The organism is Nocardia sp. CA-128927 (assembly GCF_050955855.1).
Taxonomy (GTDB): Bacteria; Actinomycetota; Actinomycetes; order Mycobacteriales; family Mycobacteriaceae; genus Nocardia.
Genome location: NZ_CP192087.1, coordinates 1485014 through 1503824, shown reverse-complemented (window position 1 = coordinate 1503824; position 18811 = coordinate 1485014). Strand labels below are relative to the sequence as shown.

At 66.3% G+C, this 18811-nt stretch carries 14 protein-coding genes, 1 tRNA gene and 1 pseudogene; 7 read left to right on the top strand and 9 right to left on the bottom strand.

Going from position 1 to position 18811, the window contains the following annotated elements; translation table 11 throughout:
* Positions 1-232 precede the first annotated feature (232 nt).
* Together ACQPW1_RS06955 and ACQPW1_RS06950 are read left to right on the top strand one after the other, a co-directional pair.
* Entirely contained in the window at positions 233-670 is a 438-nt protein-coding gene (locus tag ACQPW1_RS06955; RefSeq protein WP_433661907.1) for a DUF1707 SHOCT-like domain-containing protein, read from the top strand.
* A gap of 90 nt (positions 671-760) precedes the next feature.
* Complete coding sequence (locus ACQPW1_RS06950; RefSeq protein ID WP_433661906.1) at positions 761-1105, top strand: hypothetical protein; 345 nt, start codon at positions 761-763, stop codon at positions 1103-1105.
* 156 nt (positions 1106-1261) lie between these two features.
* On the opposite strand, the gene ACQPW1_RS06945 is transcribed toward ACQPW1_RS06950, so the two are convergent.
* From ACQPW1_RS06945 to ACQPW1_RS06935, 3 genes are all read right to left on the bottom strand, one after another.
* The gene (locus tag ACQPW1_RS06945; RefSeq protein ID WP_433661905.1) at positions 1262-2479 is read right to left on the bottom strand and encodes a hypothetical protein; all 1218 of its coding nucleotides are present in this window, start codon (positions 2477-2479) and stop codon (positions 1262-1264) included.
* 200 nt (positions 2480-2679) lie between these two features.
* Entirely contained in the window at positions 2680-4014 is a 1335-nt protein-coding gene (gene lat / locus ACQPW1_RS06940; RefSeq protein ID WP_433661904.1) for an L-lysine 6-transaminase, read from the bottom strand.
* Between the two features lie 63 nt (positions 4015-4077).
* Positions 4078-4530: an Lrp/AsnC family transcriptional regulator gene (locus ACQPW1_RS06935; RefSeq protein WP_040732134.1), complete on the bottom strand. Its 453-nt coding sequence runs from the start codon at positions 4528-4530 to the stop codon at positions 4078-4080.
* Between the two features lie 112 nt (positions 4531-4642).
* Between ACQPW1_RS06935 and amaB the strand changes: the two genes are divergently transcribed.
* The gene (amaB, locus tag ACQPW1_RS06930; protein WP_433661903.1) at positions 4643-6172 is read left to right on the top strand and encodes an L-piperidine-6-carboxylate dehydrogenase; all 1530 of its coding nucleotides are present in this window, start codon (positions 4643-4645) and stop codon (positions 6170-6172) included.
* Between the two features lie 66 nt (positions 6173-6238).
* On the opposite strand, the gene ACQPW1_RS06925 is transcribed toward amaB, so the two are convergent.
* The 4 genes from ACQPW1_RS06925 to ACQPW1_RS06910 all read right to left on the bottom strand — a co-directional run bounded on the left by ACQPW1_RS06925 (position 6239) and on the right by ACQPW1_RS06910 (position 11925).
* Positions 6239-7492, bottom strand: a complete 1254-nt coding sequence (locus ACQPW1_RS06925; protein ID WP_433661902.1) for a cytochrome P450 family protein — start codon at positions 7490-7492, stop codon at positions 6239-6241.
* Positions 7489-8877 carry a hypothetical protein gene (locus ACQPW1_RS06920; protein WP_433661901.1) on the bottom strand — a complete coding sequence of 463 codons (1389 nt, stop codon included), beginning with the start codon at positions 8875-8877 and terminating at the stop codon, positions 7489-7491. Before ACQPW1_RS06920 ends, ACQPW1_RS06925 begins: the two co-directional genes overlap by 4 nt.
* The gene (locus tag ACQPW1_RS06915; RefSeq protein WP_433661900.1) at positions 8877-9710 is read right to left on the bottom strand and encodes an acyl-CoA thioesterase; all 834 of its coding nucleotides are present in this window, start codon (positions 9708-9710) and stop codon (positions 8877-8879) included. Before ACQPW1_RS06915 ends, ACQPW1_RS06920 begins: the two co-directional genes overlap by 1 nt.
* Positions 9711-10230: 520 nt before the next feature.
* The gene (locus ACQPW1_RS06910) at positions 10231-11925 is read right to left on the bottom strand and encodes an MDR family MFS transporter (RefSeq protein WP_433661899.1); all 1695 of its coding nucleotides are present in this window, start codon (positions 11923-11925) and stop codon (positions 10231-10233) included.
* A 293-nt stretch (positions 11926-12218) separates the two neighbouring features.
* Here ACQPW1_RS06910 and ACQPW1_RS06905 point away from each other — a divergent pair.
* The 3 genes and pseudogenes from ACQPW1_RS06905 to ACQPW1_RS06895 all read left to right on the top strand — a co-directional run bounded on the left by ACQPW1_RS06905 (position 12219) and on the right by ACQPW1_RS06895 (position 13428).
* Positions 12219-12292, top strand: a tRNA-Met gene (locus tag ACQPW1_RS06905).
* 427 nt (positions 12293-12719) lie between these two features.
* Positions 12720-13019: pseudogene (locus ACQPW1_RS06900) on the top strand (cupin domain-containing protein); the annotation flags it as partial.
* A 25-nt stretch (positions 13020-13044) separates the two neighbouring features.
* Complete coding sequence (locus ACQPW1_RS06895) at positions 13045-13428, top strand: cupin domain-containing protein (RefSeq protein WP_433661898.1); 384 nt, start codon at positions 13045-13047, stop codon at positions 13426-13428.
* Positions 13429-13513: 85 nt separating this feature from the next.
* Here ACQPW1_RS06895 and ACQPW1_RS06890 read toward each other — a convergent pair whose 3' ends face one another.
* Entirely contained in the window at positions 13514-14104 is a 591-nt protein-coding gene (locus tag ACQPW1_RS06890; RefSeq protein ID WP_433661897.1) for a TetR/AcrR family transcriptional regulator, read from the bottom strand.
* A gap of 67 nt (positions 14105-14171) precedes the next feature.
* Here ACQPW1_RS06890 and ACQPW1_RS06885 point away from each other — a divergent pair, with 67 nt between their 5' ends.
* Positions 14172-14699, top strand: a complete 528-nt coding sequence (locus ACQPW1_RS06885; RefSeq protein WP_433661896.1) for a hypothetical protein — start codon at positions 14172-14174, stop codon at positions 14697-14699.
* A 105-nt stretch (positions 14700-14804) separates the two neighbouring features.
* Here the strand turns inward: ACQPW1_RS06885 and ACQPW1_RS06880 are convergent, their stop codons facing one another.
* On the bottom strand, positions 14805-18371 hold the full coding sequence (locus ACQPW1_RS06880; protein ID WP_433661895.1) for an indolepyruvate ferredoxin oxidoreductase family protein: 3567 nt from the start codon (positions 18369-18371) through the stop codon (positions 14805-14807).
* Positions 18372-18811: the final 440 nt, after the last annotated feature.

The window sequence follows — 18811 nt, the reverse complement described above, 5'->3', positions numbered from 1 at the left end:
GTCACCGTCGACTTGTCCAGGCCCGGCCCGCCGGTCTCCGATCAACCACGGCGTCACTGGAAAACACCAGCTCACACCGCGAACACCAAAGAACCCAACCTCCTTCGGAGCCTAACCCCGCCCTGCCCCACCGGCCAGTGTGTCGTCAACTACACCCACCCTCGGCGCGCGTGGCACAAGGCCGCCGCAAACGGTTTACGCACGGCGTCGAACCTGGCGCTAGCCTTTCCTCATGGAGGAGCTACCCGAAGTCCGTGTCGGCACCGCGGAACGCGAGGATGCGATGCAGCGGCTGTCCGACCATTTCGCCGCGGGGCGGCTCAGCGTCGCGGAATTCGACGAGCGCAGCGCGGTGATCGCGGCCGCCGTCACGCGCGGCGACATCACGCCCGTGTTCGCCGACCTGCCGGATCCGCTCGTCAAAGCCGCCGCCGTACCGGCCAAATCGGCGTCCGGATTCCTCTCCGAATGGCCCGAGCGGGTGATGGCGGTCGTCCCGATCCTCGCGGTCATCCTGTTCTTCGTCACCGGTAGCTGGCTGTGGTTCCTGGCGATCCCGCTGATGGGCGCCCTGCTGTTCGGCGGCAGGCACGGCGACCACGACCATGGCCGCGATCGCCACCGAGACCGCGGCGACCGCAGGAACCGCGGCGGCGAGCCCACCGACTGACACCATCGGCGTGATCGGCCCAGGGCCGGGCCGCTAACCTCGCGGTATGGAGCAACTGCCGGAGTCCGCGACACTGGGGCGCAGCCACTGATGGAACCGATCGAGATCAACGCGGGAACCTGGTATCTGCGTGCGCTGCGCGCCGACGACCGCATCGATGACCGTCCCGCACTGGCTGAGGGCGGTATCACCGACCCCGACTATGTCGCGCTCCGCACGGCCGGATGGGCGGAGGAATCCCACTTCTCCTGGGCGGTATGCGAACCCACGACCGCGGAGATGGTCGCCGAAGTAGGCGCACGCCCCACCGGCGACGGCAACGCCGAACTCACCGGCTGGGCCCGCGACGGCTACGAGCCCGCCCTCGAAGCGGGCCTGACCACCGTCCACCGATTCGTCCAAGGCGCCCTGGGCCTGCACCCCACCGCCCACTGACGCGCACATCCCCGCCCGTCGCGCACGTCCCCGCCCGCCGCGCACGTCCCCGCCCGCCGCGCACGTCCCCGCCCGCCGCGCACGTCCCCGCCCGCCGCGCATGTAATTGCCAGCAATTTCGTGCGCGGCACAACGAAATGCGCGCGGCGGCAACATCTACCGCATGACGCCCGTATGCCCGGTCGAGTAGCGGCCGGGTTGGGGCCAGACGGTCAGACCGTGCGCACCCTTCCCGACGGGGATGCGGGCCAACAGATTCCAGTTGACGATATCTACGGCGTAGACCTCCCCGTGGTGACGGCCGGACACCCAGAAGACGCGGCCGTCGGCGGAGATGTTGCCCATGTCCGGACTACCACCCCCGGGCAGAAACCACTTGTGTACCAGCTGATTCGCGGCGAAGTCCCAGACCGAGATGCTGCCCTCGTGCCGGTTGGTGATCAGCATCTGACTGGAGTCACGAGTCACGTAAAGGCCGTGCGCGCCCGCACCGGTCGGCACGAACCCATTGTTCTCGAAGGTGAGCGCGTCCACGGTGTAGACACCGTCGGCGACCATGTCCGCGATGAAGAAGGTGCGCCCGTCCGGCGACAGCTTCACATCCTGCGGTTTGCCGGAACGTCCGCCCGGCAGGTCGATCATCTTGACGACCTTGCGCTCGGCGACATCGAAAACCAGCATCCGGCCGATGAATTCGCAACTGGCCAGCGCGAAGCGACCGTCCGCCGTGAAGTCCATGTGATCGACGCCCGCACAGTCGGGCACCGCCATCGAGTGCAGCTTCTCCCAGCTCACCGGGTCATAGAAGTCGAGTGACCGGTCCGCCTCGGCCACGACCACCGCGAACTGCCCGTCCGGCGTGTAATACATGTTGTAGGGATCGCGCACCGGAAACGCTTGTCCCGCTGTGCCGGTACGCGGATCGATCGGCAGCAGACTGCCCGCGCCGATCGGCAGATCGTTGGTGACATACAACGTCTGCATGTCGTAGGACGGCACCACGTGCTGCGGTTCTGCGCCGCCCGCCGGGAAGTTGTCGATCACCTCGAAGGTGGCCGGATCGATCACCGAGACCGAGTGCGACTCGCTGTTCGGCACGTAGACCAACGGACGATGGTCCGCCACAGCCGGACTCAGTTCCCGATTCGCCGCGTAGACATCGGTCGGCGACAGCGGCGGCGGCATCCCCGGTAGCAGGTTCGTCAGATGTGGCGGCGGTCCGTCCGGCACCGCCACGCTCGTGGGGGCGGGGGCCGCGGGCGACGCGACCGTCCCCGCTTCGCTGGCGGCGCAACCGGTTACGGCGGTCAGCACCGCGATCGATACGACGAGGGTATGGGGTGCGCAGCCCGAGTACATGCGCTGCCGGTTCACGCGCTGCACCGTGCCAGGGGGTGGTGAAGACGAGATGACATGGGTGCGAAGCCTAAAGGCTGGCACCGGCGTTTCGCGGCAGTCCGCGCCGAGGGCGGCGGAATGCCGGAAACATCCTGTTAGGCGGCGCAAACGCACGGCAGGCCGGACGGAATCCGTCCGGCCTGCCGTGCAATTACGTAGAACCCGCGAGCAGGTGCCTACTCGAATCCGGCGAGCACCCGATCCAACGCGTCGAGCGCGGCATCCAGCTCGGCAATCGTCACCGTCAGCGGCGGCCGGAAGCGGATGCTGCGCTCGCCCGTGCCGAGGATCAGCACGTGTTCACGCTCGCGCAACGCGGTGAGCACCTCGTCGCGCAGCTGCACCGACGACACGGTGACCGCGCACATCAGCCCACGCCCACGCGGCTCGGTGATGCTCGGATGCTGCGCGGCCAGGGTCTCCAGCCGTTCCAGCAGGTGCGCGCCGAGCGCCTTCGACCGCTCGATCAGCGAATCCTGTTCCAGCACCTCGAGAATGCGCCGCACGCGCACCATGTCGGTCAGGTTGCCGCCCCAGGTCGAGTTGATCCGGGAGTTGACCACGAACACGTTGTCGGGCACCTCGTCGACCCGCCCGCCGGCCATCACGCCGCACACCTGGGTCTTCTTGCCGAACGCGATGATGTCCGGCTGCACGCCGAGCTGCTGGTAGGCCCAGGTGGTGCCGGTCATGCCGACCCCGGTCTGCACCTCGTCGAGCACGAACAGCGCGTCGTTCTCGTGGCAGAGCCGCTGCATCGCCTGGAGGAACTCCGGCCGCATATGCCGGTCGCCGCCCTCGCCCTGGATCGGCTCGGCGATGAAACACGCTATGTCGTGCGGGTTTTCGGCGAACGCGCGGCGCGCCTGGTCCAGCGCGCGGGCCTCCGCCTCGTCGATGTCGTAGTCGTCGGTCAGGTACGGCGCGTCGATGCGCGGCCAGTCGAACTTGGGGAACCGGGCGGTCTTCACCGGGTCGGTGTTGGTCAGCGACATCGTGTAGCCGGTGCGGCCGTGGAAGGCGCCGGTCAGGTGCAGCACCTTGGTGCCGAGTTCCGGTGCGCGGCCGTTGCTCTCGTTGTGCCTGCTCTTCCAGTCGAACGCGATCTTCAGCGCGTTCTCCACGGCGAGACCGCCGCCGTCGATGAAGAACAGGTGCGGCAGCCGGGGATCACCGAGCACCCGCACGAACGTCTCGACGAACCGTGCCATTTCCACGGTGTAGATGTCGGAGTTGCTGGGCTTGTTGAGGGCGGCGGTCACCAGCTCCTCGCGGAAGATGTCGTCTTCGGCCAGCGCGGGGTGATTCATCCCCAGCGCGTTGGACGCGAAGAAGCCGAACATGTCTAGGTAGGAGCTGCCGTCGCGTTCGTCTACGAGCTTGCAGCCGCGGGACTGTTGTAGGTCCAGCACTAAATCGAAGCCATCAGCGAGGATGCTGGCCGACAGAATCTCGTGCACCCGGGCGGCGGGGGTGACCGCCGGGCGGGTGCGTTCCAGTTCGATGGTCACATCACCGAGGATACGAAAATTTACGGTTTCTGTACAGGAAAGCGGATTAATTACACGTAACGGCTACCTGTCATAGAATGTCTGCAAGATGATGGTGCTTCGGGTCCTGACGTTGGCGGTCGCTCTGATCTCCTGCAGCAGCTGCTCGAGGTGCCGTGGCGAGGCCACCCGGACCAGCAGGACGTAGCTCTCATCACCTGCCACCGAGTGGCACGCCTCGATCCCGGGGATGTGCTGCAACACTGCCGGGGCGTCATCGGGCTGCGAAGGGTCGAGAGGAGTGATCGCGACGAATGCCGACAACAGTTGGCCCAGTGCCTCCGGGTCGACGTGCGCCGTGTAGCCGCGGATCACCCCGCGCGCTTCCAGCCTGCGCACCCGCGATTGCACGGCGGAGACCGACAGGCTCGCCTTCTCGGCCAGGTTCGACAACGTGGCGCGTCCATCGGCCATCAGTTCCCGAATCAGCAGGCGATCGATGTCGTCGAGGGCAGGTCGTGCAGGTGTATCCGCCATCAGCGGAGACTAACCCAGGCGGACCCCCTCGTGGCAGAAACCTCACCCCCATCCTCCCAAGAAATGGGACAGATACGCCGCAATGCGGCCGAAAGGTACGGCGGAGCAACAGATGACGGATGTACTCGGCGACCAGACCACCCGGGAACTGGCGGAGCGCGCGGCAGCGGTGCTGCGCGGCCTCGGCGTGGAACCCCCCGAATCGGGCGATCTGCCCGCCCGCAGCCCGATCAACGGCGGGCAGCTGATGACCCTGCAGTCCAGCTCACTGGACGAAGTCGACGCCGCAATCGACCGGGCGGCCAGGGCATTCGGTGCCTGGCGCACGGTGCCCGCGCCGATCCGCGCCGCGGTCGTGCGCAGGCTGGGCGAACTGCTCACCACGCACAAGAGTGAGCTCGCCGAGCTGGTGACCCTGGAGGCCGGCAAGATCGGCGCCGAGGCCGCTGGCGAGGTGCAGGAGATGATCGACGTCTGCGAATTCGCGATCGGCCTGTCGCGGCAGCTGTACGGCCAGACCATGCCGTCGGAGCGGCCGGGGCACCGGCTGATGGAGACCTGGCATCCGCTGGGCGTCGTCGGGGTCATCTCGGCGTTCAACTTCCCGGTGGCGGTGTGGGCGTGGAACACCGCGATCGCGCTGGTCTGCGGCGACACGGTGGTGTGGAAGCCGTCGGAGACGACGCCGCTCACCGCACTGGCCTGCCACACCCTGCTGCGCCGCGCCGCGACCGATGTCGGCGCGGATCCCGAAGTGCACCAACTGATTCAGGGCGCGGCCGAGGTCGGCTCCCGGCTGGTGGACGACGAGCGGGTGGCGCTGGTGAGCGCGACCGGTTCGGTGCGGATGGGCCGGATCGTGGCACCCCGGGTGGCCGAGCGGTTCGGCCGCTGCCTGCTGGAGTTGGGCGGCAACAACGGCGCGATCGTCACGCCCTCAGCGGATTTGGAGCTGGCGGCGCGCGGCATCGTGTTCTCGGCGGCGGGCACGGCCGGGCAGCGGTGTACCACGCTGCGCCGGCTGATCGTGCACACCGACGTGGTCGGGCCGCTGGTCGAGCAGATCGAGAAGGCGTATCAGCAACTGCGCGTCGGCAATCCGCTGGAGGACGGCGTGCTGGTCGGTCCGCTGATCGACGGCAGGGCCTACGCGGGCATGCGTGCGGCGTTGGACAAGGCCCTCGCCGACGGCGGCGAATTGATCTGCGGCGGTGAACGAGTCGACGGTTTCGGCGACGACGCGTACTACGTGCGGCCCGCGATCGTGCGGATGCCCGCGCAGACCGCGGTGGTGCGCGAGGAGACCTTCGCGCCGATCCTGTACGTGCTGACCTATCACGACTTCGACAGCGCGATCGCCCTGCACAACGAAGTGCCGCAGGGACTTTCGTCGGCCGTCTTCACCACCGACCAGCGCGAGGCCGAACGCTTCCTGGCCGCCGACGGCTCGGACTGCGGCATCGCCAACGTCAACATCGGCACCTCCGGTGCCGAGATCGGCGGCGCGTTCGGCGGCGAGAAGCAGACCGGCGGCGGCCGCGAATCCGGTTCGGATTCGTGGAAGGCGTACATGCGCCGGGCCACCAACACGATCAACTACTCCGCCGAATTGCCACTGGCGCAAGGCATCAAGTTCGGCTGAGCCACACCGGACGCCTGCGGCCCAGGTCAGCTGGTAGTTACCAACTGACCTGGGCCACAGGTCTATTCAGTCGATCACGGTCGGCAGTGTTTGCAGACCGCGCAGGAAGGTGCTCGGGCGCCACCGCACCTCGTCGGCCATCTTCATGTTCGGAAAGCGGGCCAAGATCTTCTCGAACGCCACCTTGGCCTCCAGCCGGGCCAGCGGTGCGCCGACGCAGTAGTGGATGCCGTGCCCGAAGGCCAGGTGTCCGCCTTTGCTCTTGCCTGCCTGGCCGATCTCGATGCCGTGCGGGTTCTCGAACTGATTCGGGTCGTGATCCGCCGCAGCCAGCGACACCGACACCAGCTCCTCGGCCGGAATGTCGATGCCCGCCAACGTGACCGGCTCCGCGGTGTACCGCAGGGTGGCCAGATGCACGGGTCCCTCGTGGCGGAGGAACTCCTCGATGGCCGCCGGAATCTGCTCCGGTGACCGCGTGAGTTCCTCGTACAGCACCCGGTCACGCAGCATCGCGTAGAGGCCGTTGCCGATCAGGTTGACCGTCGTCTCGTGACCGGCCACCAGGATCAGGAACAGCATCGCGATGAGCTCCTTGTCGCTGAGCTTGTCGCCCTCGTGATTGGCCATGATCAGCTGGGACAGCAGATCCTCGCCGAGGTCCTTGGAGCGCCCGGCGACCAGCCCGATCAGGTAGGTGGCCAGCTCGATGCTCGCCGCACCGCGCTCGGCCGCCGTGGCGTAGAACGGCGAATTCGCCGCTGCCTCCTGGTCTTCGGCGTTCTCCGCCGACGATGCCGTCATCGTGGTCGACAGCTCCCGGAACCGCGCCCGATCGGCCTCCGGCACCCCGAACAGCTCGCAGATGACCGTCATCGGGATCGGCAGCGCGTAGTCGGCGATCAGATCGACCTCGGTCTGGCCCGCCATCTCGTCGAGCAGTTGATCGGCGAGCGCGTCGATCCGCGAATGCAGCGCCTCCACGGTGCGCGCGGTGAACGCCTTGGTCACCAGCCTGCGCAGGCGGGTGTGGTCCGGCGGATCGGAACTGAGCATGTGCTCCCACAGGTCCGTGCTCACCGTCGTGTACGAATCGCCGGGTCGCAGCCGGGTGGTGATCGGCGCGAGGGCGGCCGCGCCCTTCTTGATCCGGCCGTCCGCGAGCACCTCACGCGCGAGCTGATAGTCGACCACCAGCCAGGAGGTCAGTCCGTTGGGCAGCAGGACGTGATGGATCGGGCCCTGCTTGCGCAGTTCGTCGTAAACGGGATGCGGGTCGTAGACGAATTCGGTGCCTAGTTTGATCAGTGGCTTGGTCATGAGTACTCCCTGGCTGTCTTGCTGGTGCTACCGCCGCCGGTGCTGACCTGGAGCGGCCTCAATCCCCAGGCCTCGGCGATCAGTCGCGCCAGGAAGCCCAGTTCTTCATCGGTGTGCGCCATTTCGGGTTTGATGCTTTCCAGCACCCACTGGACCTTGCCGTCGAACTCCGACAACCAGGTTGCCAGCGCGATCGGCTGCCGACCGGCCTGTTCGGTGTCGATGCCTTGGAACACACCGCGCATCACGAACGTGGTCGGCTCCGCGCCGTTGCGCATCACCGTCGGCACGAAGGGGTCGAGTACGCCCATGTTGGAGCACATTCCGACGGTGATCGGCGGGGTGTCGACGAGCCGTTCGACCACCCCGTCGGGGAGCATGTCGATCAGCTCGGGCGGCATGTTCCGCGGGCGCGAGATCCCGCCGGCCCCGACCCCGTGGACCGCGCCGAACCCGGCCTTGCTCGCCGCACGCAGCGGCGCGAGGTCGAACCGATCCAGCCATTCCCGCTGCACCACGATCGGCACGCGGGCAAAGGAATTCGAGTCGATCTGGTCCTGCTCGCGCAGAATCCGCACGGCCGTCATCAGCACCAGCGGAGCGGTCTCTCCGACCAGCCCGCAGTGCCGCAGCAGATCGGCGACCAGCGCCAGATACAGCGTGTTGGGCGAACCACCGCGCTGTTCCGCGAGGTCCTTCCATTGCGCCGCGTCGAACGTGGCGATCACCGAGCCCTCGCGCCAGCCGAGCGGCGTGGGCTCCGGCGCCGGGCCACCGCGGGACAGCGCTTGCCGGATCGCCTTGCGGTGGGCGGGATCCCGGTACGCACGACGCGCCTCCGAAGCCACCTCGCGCACCACGGCGATGCCGCGATTCATGCCGTCCTTCAGGTCGTCACGGAGCCGGACGACGTCGTCGAGACCCTCCGTCGTGGCGAGTTCGGGCTGGACCAGCCCGATGGCGGCCATCAAACCGGCGTGGCCGTCCGCGATGGCGTGCGACGCGACGCACGAACAGACCATGCCGCCGGATCGGGTGGGCACCGCCGAAAGTCGCCACCCATAGCCTTGTTCGGGATCGAGCGGATACTGCGCTTGATCGTTCGCCCAGGCCAGCGCGTAGGCGTCGTCGATCGCGGCACGCTCCAGGGTCAACGGCAGGGCGTTGTCCGCGAGCACCCAGCGCGATCGGGCGAAGGGCACGCGAGGGCGGCGCACCCGCCGCATGAACGGGCCGGAGCGCAGCTGCGCGTACATCTCACGCAGCTGGTCCTCGGTGAGCCGGTTCGCCAACACGGTCACGGTCTGGCTGATGACCGGTGCGCCGTAGCCGTGGTGCAGCCGCAGGAACGCCTTATCGGTGAGACCGACATACACCGGGGGCATCAGGAAGCCTCCCGATCCATCAGGTCCGAGGCGTCTGACAGGAAAGCAGGCTCGGCCAGCCGCAGCATTCGCTCCTGCGCGACCATCGCCACCAAATCACCGTTGCGACTGAATATCCGGCCCTGGGTGAACGCCCGGCCGCTGGCTGCGGAGGGCGAGATCTCGTCGTAGAGCAGCCATTCGTCCACCCGGAACGGCCGCATGAACCAGATCGAGTAGTCGAGCGCGGCGGTCTGGATGGCAATTCCCGGGTGCGACGCGACGGCGGCGCCCAGCAGCGTCATGTCGCTGGCGTAGGTCAGTGCGCAGCTGTGGGTGACCGCGCAGTCCGGCAGCTCGCCGGTGTAGCGCAGCCAAACCTGTTGGCGCGCTGCGCAGATCGCGCCGTCCGGTACCCGGCGGATATCCCAGCCGTCCCATTCGTTGCCCGTGTCGCCCATCCCGATGGAGGCGAGCGCTTCGGGTTCGGGGGCCTCCGGGCACGGGTCGGCGTGCCGCACGCCGTGGCCACCGACATGGAACGAGGCGACCATCAGGAAGGTTTCACGACCGTGCTGCACTGCCCGGATGCGGCGAACCGCGAACGATCGGCCGAGCTTGACGGTGTCGACCAGATAGTCGATCGGAATCTCCGGGGTCGTCGGACGGACGAAGTATCCATGTATCGAATGAACGGTGAATCCGGCGTGCATCCCGGACGAGCCCGCCGCCAGCGCTCGCGCCGCGACTTCGCCACCGAATGTCCGAACCAGCGTGGTGCGGTGCTGCAGCTTGCCACGAAAGAAATTCGTGTCGATCTGCTCCACCGCCATTGCGTCAAGTAGTTCAACCATGGTCAACCTTCTCTGCGGTATCCGATATCAGCGACCACGCTGTCGCGGCTACCCACCTAGCGCCAGTGCGGCATCATGGCCGCTTTTCGCTGACCCCATGGATAGGTCTTGTGACGCAACTCGATGACATTCCGATCTCATCGCGATACACGTCGCATCAACTACAGTGAACCTCTAGCTAATAGAGTTCAAGGTGCTGTACTTCAGATCACACGACACCTACGGAATCTTTACGGGAGCGGTTTCAGGACAATTCACCACATTCGGCCCGAGCATTGCGACGCACCCCAAAAAGGACGCGAAACAGCTCTGGAGCAGGAACGATGAGGAAAGTCTGGTATGTCTCGGTTGTCGGATTCTACCCATCCTCGGACCCGATTGTGGGCAAAGCAGAATTCCACGAGCCCGTCTCCGGGAGACATCGACATCTTCGTGTCGAGTCAACGGATCCGCCGCGTCCCAGCCAGCAGCAAATTGTTCGAAGCGAATACTTAGCTACGACTTAACTTGACGCTAACATTCAATTCTGCTCGGCTGCTGTCTCGATCCCGCCGGATTCCCGCAGCGGTATCTCCTTCCAGAACAGCACCATGACCAATGCGATCACCGCGAGCACGGATGCCGCAAGGTAAACCGTTGACATGGATTCGGCAAAGCCCGTCTGCAACGGCCCAGCGAGTGTCGGATTCAACTGCTGGATCACCGAGCTGTCGTCGAGCACCTTCTGGACCGCGGCCTGGTCATGATGGACCAGACCCTGCGCGAAGGCCACATCGGCCGGATTGCTGCTGTGCAGACCGGCCACGACCGCCTGCTGATACGCCGGGTGGGTCGAGGCCGCTTCGATAGCGGCGGTCACCTTGGTGGGCAACAGCCCGAACAGCGTCGACAGCAATGCCGCGACCCCGAGCGTGCCCCCGACCTGGCGGAAGAAGGTGGCCGCCGCACTCGAGACGCCCATATCCTTGGGCGCGGCGGCGTTCTGAATCGCCAAGGTGATGGGCTGCAACAGATTTCCCAGCCCGAACCCGGTAATCGCCATGAAGATCATGGTTCGCCACAGCGGTGTTTCCGGCGTCAGATAGTGGAACAGGAACAAGCCGACGGCAACCGTCGCGGTGCCGATAATCGGGAACGCCCGATAACGGCCGGTCCGCGAGATGAGCCGGTTCGACACAATCGAACCCACCATCAGGCCACCGACCATCGGCAACAGCTGCAGACCCGCGGCTATCGGGCTGGCTCCTCGGACGACCTGTAGATACTGCGGAACCAGAATGATGCCGCCGAACAGCGCGGCACCGACCACCATCGCGATCGCGACGCCGAGCGCGAAAGTCCGATTCCGGAACAGCCGCAACGGAATCAGCGCCGCATCGCCCATCTTGGCTTCGATCCCGACGAATGCCACCAACCCGACCACACCGATCAGATAGCAGCTCACCGCACCGACACTGGTCCATCCCCAACTGCGCCCTTGCTCGGCGACAATCAGCAATGGCGTGATGCCGATGGCGAATGCGGCGGTGCCGAGCCAGTCGACCGGCACCCGGGCCGGATTACTCCTCGGCATTCGGACCACGCGATACACCACCACCAGCGCGATCAGTCCCACCGGAACATTGATCAAGAACACCCAGCGCCAACCGGTGATCCCGAGAATGACGTGCTGACTGGCGAAAAGGCCGCCGAGCACCGGGCCGATCACACTGGCCGTGGCCCAGGTGGCCAGGAAATGCCCCTGGTATTTGGCCCTTTCGCGAGGACTCACGATGTCACCGAGGATGGCCGAGGCAAGCGACATCAAACCGCCCGCCCCCACGCCTTGAATGGCACGGAACACCGCGAGCTGATACATCGACTGCGCCACCGTGCACAGCAACGATCCGCCGACGAATATCACAATGGCGGCGAGCAGAAATGGCCTGCGGCCGTACATATCCGACAATTTGCCGTACAGCGGGGTCGTCAATGTCGCGGTAATCAGATACGCGGTGGTGACCCACGCTTGCAGCGAGTAGCCGGACAGGTCGTCGGCAATGGTCCGGACGGCGGTCGCCGTGATCGTCTGATCCAGCGCCGCCATGAACATGCCGAGGACCAGGCCACTCAGAATGACCAGCACCTGCCGATGGCTGAAACCTGCCGGACTGTTTGTCGGGATTGCGGATGCAGCCACCCGCTCGGTCCGAGGTTCGCGATGAGTCAGCGCCATCAGCAACTCCTGAAATCAGAAAGATCATGCATCAGTTGTTGAACTGCGGCCATTCCCGTCCCCGGACCGCGGCGACCTTGCGCCCATGAGCTAAGCAGCAACGATAAACCTCGGTCACGATTCGGGAAACATCGAGTGATGTCTATCTCGAGTGCCATACGAAAGTGATACAGGCCACATTCACGGCCTGCTCGCAGATGCGCCGCCGCCGAGCCGCCCAAGCATGCTACGACACGCCCCACCAGGCGTTTTCGTATCCAGGCACTCTGTGTGTAAGGTTGGGGAATACCCGACGCGGGGTGGAGCAGCTCGGTAGCTCGCTGGGCTCATAACCCAGAGGTCGCAGGTTCAAATCCTGTCCCCGCTACAGAAGGCCCAGGCCAGGGAGATTTCGATCTCTCTGGCCTGGGCCATTTTTCGGCCTAATCGACCTTTTGGCATGGGAACCGCCGCGACCTACCGGGAGTAGCCGACGGCAGTGAGCCCTTCTCGGGGTCACTGTCGTCCGCGGGACCGCGCCACTAGGTTTCGCCACGATCGCGATACGGCCCGAACCGGGGCCCATGAAGTCACCATTCGCGTCGCTCACCCCGAAACGCGTCGGCCCAGACCGGCGGGTACTGCGCGGAACGGGAGTCATTGCCCGCCAACGACTCTGAGCCGATTCCGCCAGGAACGCCACCCCGTGCGGCTATGACCGTTGTCACGTAGCTGCCCGCATGCGGCAGGGTTAGCTTGAACCTTAGAGGTGCTAACTAAATTCCAATGTTCCGTGCATCAGGAGAGATGGCGACATGTCAGACGACTTGAATGTGAAGCAGGACAACAACAATGGATCGGTCCACCGTCGAGCCCTGCTCGGCGCCGGTGCCGTCGCAGTAGGGGCGGCCGCACTCGGGGGCGGTCTGGTCGGAGCGGCGGCAGCAAGTCCCGGCGCGCCCGCTGAGCTCGCGAATGATGGCACGGTCGACAGCAACCTCAATAACGAGTCGCATCTGTTCAAGCTGAAGGTGGCGGACCGGACGAGCTTCGACGGCGGCTACCTTCAGGGCGCGCACGAGGACAATTTCCCTGTGCTGCAAGGACAGAAGGGGTCGGTCTACTTCGTCCATCTCGACGGTGGCGGCATCCGCGAACCGCACTGGCATCCCCACCGCATGGGAGCTGAACTACATCATCTCCGGCAAAGCGAAGTGGACCATCCTTGGCACCCATCCAGACGGCACCTACCACAACGACGTCTTCGAAGCCGAGCAGGGCGACCTCGTCTTCGCACCGCAGGGCTACTTCCACTATTTCGAAAACGCCAGCGCCGACACACCTTTGGACGTCCTCGTCACCTTCAACACCAGCGCCAAGGAACCCAACGACGACATCGGCATCGTCGCCACCCTCAACTCCCTCCCCCGCGAAGTCCTAGCCGCCTCCTTCGGCATCCCCGTCTCCGCCTTCGCCGACATCCCCACCGACATCAAACCCGTGGTAATCACCCGCCGCCGCTGACCGAGCAGCGCGTCTGGCCGCGGTCAGGCGCGCGAGCGATACGGCCCGAAACCCTTTGGTTCCGGGCCGTTTTCGTTGTCCGCAGTCAGCCGATGATGATCTCGTCCAGGAATGCGTCAAGCTGAGCGGCCATCTCCGTCGGCGTGAGGTGGCCCGCCAGCCCTTGCAGACTGACGCCGTCCACCACCGCGTGCAGCCGCCGCGCCAGCGCGTCACGGGACGAGACCTGTTGGGCCAGCGCATCTCTGACTGCCAAGTCTTCGATGAGCCTGCGACACAGGTTGTACATGTCGCCGAAATGCCTGCGCTGGACATCGGCGAGTTGCGGGTTGCTCAACCCGAGCGCCACGAACGCAAAAGCGATGCGGGACTCGGTGATTCGACGCTCGTCGAGTGGCATCGTTTCGTGCAGGATGGCCCGGACCGTGTCGCGGACGGATCCGGTCCGCGACAGGTCCCCGATGCGAGCAGTGACCCGGGTGATCACCTCCTCGCACGCGAAAGCCAGGAGTTCGGCGCGGGTGGCGAAGTAGTGCCGCAAAGCGCCCGAGGACCAGCCCGCTTCCGTGGCCACCGAACGAATGGAGATCTCGTCGACGCCGTCGCGGGCGATGACGCGCCAGACCGCCTCGGCGAGCTCTACCCGGCGGGTCTGGTGGTCCACGATCTTCGGCATGAGCTTACTTTCGCACACTCGTGTTATCTTTTATTCAACTCGGTCGTGCGAAAAAGGAGAGTTTCTTGTGATTGCGCTGATCATCGGCTGCGAGGTCGGGTTCTGGGTGCTGCTACTGCTCGGCCTCGCGGTCCGCTACCTGACCTCGGCGCGCCGGGTGAGCAACGTACTGCTTGCCTGCGTTCCCCTGGTGGACGTCGTGCTGCTGGCCGCGTCGGTGATCGACCTGCGGCGCGGCGGGGAGGCGTCGCTCACACACGGGCTCGCGGCGATCTACATCGGAGTGTCGCTCGCCTTCGGCTCGCAGATGATCGACTGGGCCGATCAGCAGTTCGCGCACCGGTTCGCCGACGGACCAGCGCCGGTGCGGCCGCCCAAGGCGGGGCGCGAACATGCCGCACGTGAGCGCGTGCAGTGGTTCAAGCATCTGCTGGCCTACACGGTGGCCGCCGTGGTGCTCGGACTGTTCACCCTGTTGGTCGGCGACGTCGATCGCACCGCGCCACTATGGGGCGTGATGGCACCGTGGGCGCTGATCCTCGCGATCGACTTCGTCATCTCGTTCAGCTACACCGTGATGCCCCGGCGGTCGTAGGCCGAAACCCTTGCCCGCCAATAAGAAAGCGGCCCGCAACCGAAAGTTGCGGGCCGCTTCCCATGTGCCCGGGAGCGTGGCCTTACGCTCGACCAGGCGCGCGGTCTACTGCCCAGCCGCGCCTTGGCCTCCACCTCGCTGGCGCTCGGCTCCGGCAGGCGCGATGCGCCCTGCCTCATGATTCGCTCGCTCATGGGCATCGAGCACCGGCGGCTCGATGCCGAGCTCGCGCAGGCTGTTTCGGTAGAGCTCCACATTGGCGAGCTTGATGTCCTCGTAGCCACGCACGGTGTCGGCGAGAGCGGCGGCCTGGACCGCGCGGTCATAGCCTGCCTCGTCGAGCGTGTCCGCGAGCGCCGTCACCATCTCGGTGTAGTGGGCGAGCAAGGCGCGCTCGACCCGGCGGACGTGGGCGTAACCGAAGAGATCGAACTTGGTGCCGCGCAGCCGCTTTCCCTTGGCCAGCACCTTCAGCGTGAGGTGTCCACGCGGTCCGATGCCGATCTTCTTCTTGCGGCCCATGGCGCGCAGGACCGGCGGGTGCAGCTTGTAGGTGAGGTTCGCACCTTCGGGCAGCTGACCCGCGACCTCGTCCAGGAAGGCCGGGTCGACCAGGCGGCGGGCCACCTCGTACTCGTCCTTGTAGGCGGTGAACTTGTACAGGCCACGCGCCGCCTGCTCGCTGAACTCGGTGCGCTCGGTGATGCGCAGCTGCGCATCCCAAATGTGTTGCACGGTAAGCACATAGGCGCGGGCGATGCGGACACCCTGGAAGCCGATCAGCTCCGTGGCACGCAGTTCGACGAGCCGCCTGGTCTCACCCGTTGCGGTCAGTCCGTCGAAAAGATCTGCGGGAACCTTGGTTTCGACGCGCTTGGGCTGTGGACGGCCGGTGGCGGCGGCGAAGTCGTCCGGGCGGGCGACCGCGACCCGGCCCCAGCGGAACGCCGCGATGTTGGCGTTCACGGCGACACCGTTGATCTCGATGGCCTCCTCGATCGACGCCGCGGGCAAGCGCAGGCCACCGAGTTCGTAAGCGGCGCCGACCATCAGGAAGTTGGCGGCCGCGGTATTGCCGAACAGCACCTCGGCGGCGGCGAGCGCGTCGAAGGAACGCACCTCACGCGACGCCTGCTGAAGCCTGGACAGCAGCGCGGTCGTCTCCGGGTACTCGACGGCCTTGTCGTACACCATGTCCCCGGTGGGGGTCTTGCTGGTGGACGCGACGGACAGGGTGGTCGCCTGCGAGCCGTAGGCCAGGTTCTTGTTGTCGGTGGCGGTGAGCAGATCGAAGGCCACGATGCAGTCCGCCGAACCCGGCGTCAGCCGGTTCGCGGGCTCCAGTTCACCGGCGGCGAACCGCAGGTGCGAGACGACCGGTCCGGCCTTCTGGCTCAGGCCGATCTGATCGAGGCTCGCCACCTCGTAGCCCGCCCGCAGCGCGGCGGTGGCCAGCACCTGGTTCACCGTGACGATGCCGGTGCCGCCGATACCGGCGAGGAAGACGTTCTGCGTCGTCGTCAGCGTCTGCCGCGGAAGGTCGGGCAGCACCGGCGGCGCCGGGCGCTGCATTGACTTGCGCTTCTTGGCCTTTGCCGGATCCGGCAGTTCCACCGTGACGAAGGACGGGCAGTCGCCGTCCATGCAGGTGTAGTCGGTGTTGCAGGAGGTCTGATCGATCCGGGTCTTACGCCCGAACTCGGTGTCCACCGGCTGCACCGACAGGCAGTTGCTCTTGACGCCGCAGTCACCGCAGCCCTCGCAGACCGCCTCGTTGATGACGACCCGGGTCCGGCGGGTCGGCAGGGTGCCGCGCTTGCGCTGCCTGCGTGCGTCGGCGGCGCAGTGCTGGTCGTAGATGAGCACGGTGACGCCGGGAACCTCGCGCAGGGCGCGCTGGGCCTCGTCGAGCCGATCGCGGTGCCACAGCCGGGTGCCCGAGGCGAGATCGCGCTTGCGGTACTTCTTCGGCTCGTCGGCGCAGATGATGATCTGCGCGACGCCCTCGGTGCGGAGCTTGTGCGTCAGCATCGGCACCGCGAGCGCGCCCTCGGCGTCCTGCGCGCCGGTCATCGCGACGACGTCGTTGTAGAGCAGCTTGTAGGTGATGTTCACCCCGGCGGCGACGCACGCCTGCACGGCGAGCTGGCCGGAGTGGAAGAACGTGCCGTCACCGATATTCTGGAACAGATGCGGCACATCGGTGAACGGCGCCTGGCCGATCCACTGCGCGCCCTCACCGCCCATCTGGGTCAGGCCGGTGACCTGGCTGTCCTCCCGGCCCGACATGGTCACCATGGTGTGGCAGCCGATGCCGCCACCGGCCAGCGAACCCTCCGGCACCGCGGTGGAGCGGTTGTGCGGGCAGCCGCTGCAGAAGTACGCGGCGCGCTTCGCGGGCAGCACAGCCAGTGACAGCGGCTGCGGCAGTGGACGTTTCGTGTCCAGGTAGCCGTGCAGGGCGCGGCTCAGCGGCTTGGTGATCCGGCCGGTGGTGAGTTCGCCGTCCTGGGCGAACAGCGGTCGACCGGCGGCGTCGCGCTTGCCGATGATCTCCGGGGCGTCGGCCGTGCCGTACAGGATCTCCCGGATCTGGGTCTCGATGAAGGCGGTCTTGTCCTCGACCACCACGAGGCGGGTCAGCCCCTTCGCGAACTGCCGAACACGCTCGGGCGCAATGGGGAACGGCATGCCGATGCGCAGCAGCCGGACGCCCGCACGCATCAGGGCGTCGTCATCGACGCCGAGGTCGATCAGCGCCTGGCGGACGGCATCGAAAGTGGTTCCGGTGGCCGCGATCCCGATGGTGGCGTGCGGCGGGTCCAGCTCGATGACGTCGAGGTCGTTGAGCGTGCTGTAGGCCTTGACCACCTCCCAGCGCGGGCCGTAGAGGTCCAGCTCGGCGATCACGCTGTCTGTCGGCGCCGCCATCGGCCGCTGCAGGTAGCTGAACGGCCTTCCCTCCCAGGTGATCTCGGGGACGATGATGTCGATGTCACCCGCGTCGCCGTCGACCGACCAGGCGCCGTCGGCGACGTCGGCGACGATCTTCAGCGCGACAAGGCAACCCGAGGCGCGCGACAGCGCGACACCGTGCAGGCCCATGGTGATGATCTCGCGGGCATTGCGCGGGAACAGCACCGGGATGTTCATCGCGGCCAGCGAGCGCTCGCTCACCGCGGGCACCGTCGAGGACTTCGAGGCCGGATCGTCGCCGACCAGCAGCAGCACACCGCCGTTGGCGTTCGCGCCGTACATGTTGGCGTGCCGCAACGCGTCCGTGGCGCGGTCCAGGCCGGGGCCCTTGCCGTACCAGACGCCGACCACGCCGTCGTGCGTGGCGGCGCCCTTGGGCAGATCGGCCTGGCTCCCCCACACCGAGGTCGCGGCCAGCTCTTCGTTCAGCCCGGGGACGAACGAAATATCATGCTCGGCAAGCACGTTGGGCATCCCGCCCAGCATCTTGTCCACGCCGCCGAGCGGACTGCCCTGGTACCCCGACACGAACGTGCCGACCCGGCGCCCGGCGCGCAGGTCGCGCACGTGCTGTTCCACCAACTGACGCGCGATCGCTTGGACCCCGGTGAGGACAACGGTGCCCGCGCCGACGCGGTAGCGGTCGGCAAGGTCATACGGCGCCGGGATCAGATCGTGATCGGCGAGCTCGGTCATACATCCACCCGTCCGGCCGGCGCCGATCGGGCACCGCCTTAGTTGAGCACTTGATGCCCATTACAGTGCCCTTGAAGGGCTAAATGAACAACCTTCGCTCTGCAAATTGCGCATACTGCTCAATTACGGTCGGTGTGAATGGGCACACACTATGCACGATGTGAGGTTTACTGTGACCTCCACCACCGATCTTGAATCCGGGCCGCGCGCGATCTCAGCCAGCAAACGGGACATGGCCGAGGCAAACGTCGAGTGAAGGCTCCGTGACGTTCCGTTCGGCGCAGCGCGCGGCCCGCAGCGCGGTCGAACCGTGAGAGCCGCACGCTATTACGCGCGGTTGTCGAGGGGCGCAGCCAGTGATCTTGGTTAAACGCACAGGAAATGCGTTGTGAATTGTCCAATATGCCGGACCCGGTTGCGCGAGCCCGGCGGCGCGACGC

Excerpts from the sequence above, each read along its gene's own strand:
- ACQPW1_RS06955 (WP_433661907.1), top strand. The coding sequence starts at position 233 with ATGGAGGAGCTACCCGAAGTCCGTGTCGGCACCGCGGAACGCGAGGAT.
- ACQPW1_RS06950 (WP_433661906.1), top strand. The coding sequence starts at position 761 with ATGGAACCGATCGAGATCAACGCGGGAACCTGGTATCTGCGTGCGCTG.
- ACQPW1_RS06935 (WP_040732134.1), bottom strand. The coding sequence starts at position 4,530 with ATGGCGGATACACCTGCACGACCTGCCCTCGACGACATCGATCGCCTG.
- amaB (WP_433661903.1), top strand. The coding sequence starts at position 4,643 with ATGACGGATGTACTCGGCGACCAGACCACCCGGGAACTGGCGGAGCGC.
- ACQPW1_RS06925 (WP_433661902.1), bottom strand. The coding sequence starts at position 7,492 with ATGACCAAGCCACTGATCAAACTAGGCACCGAATTCGTCTACGACCCG.
- ACQPW1_RS06920 (WP_433661901.1), bottom strand. The coding sequence starts at position 8,877 with ATGCCCCCGGTGTATGTCGGTCTCACCGATAAGGCGTTCCTGCGGCTG.
- ACQPW1_RS06915 (WP_433661900.1), bottom strand. The coding sequence starts at position 9,710 with ATGGTTGAACTACTTGACGCAATGGCGGTGGAGCAGATCGACACGAAT.
- ACQPW1_RS06910 (WP_433661899.1), bottom strand. The coding sequence starts at position 11,925 with ATGGCGCTGACTCATCGCGAACCTCGGACCGAGCGGGTGGCTGCATCC.
- ACQPW1_RS06890 (WP_433661897.1), bottom strand. The coding sequence starts at position 14,104 with ATGCCGAAGATCGTGGACCACCAGACCCGCCGGGTAGAGCTCGCCGAG.
- ACQPW1_RS06880 (WP_433661895.1), bottom strand. The coding sequence starts at position 18,371 with ATGACCGAGCTCGCCGATCACGATCTGATCCCGGCGCCGTATGACCTT.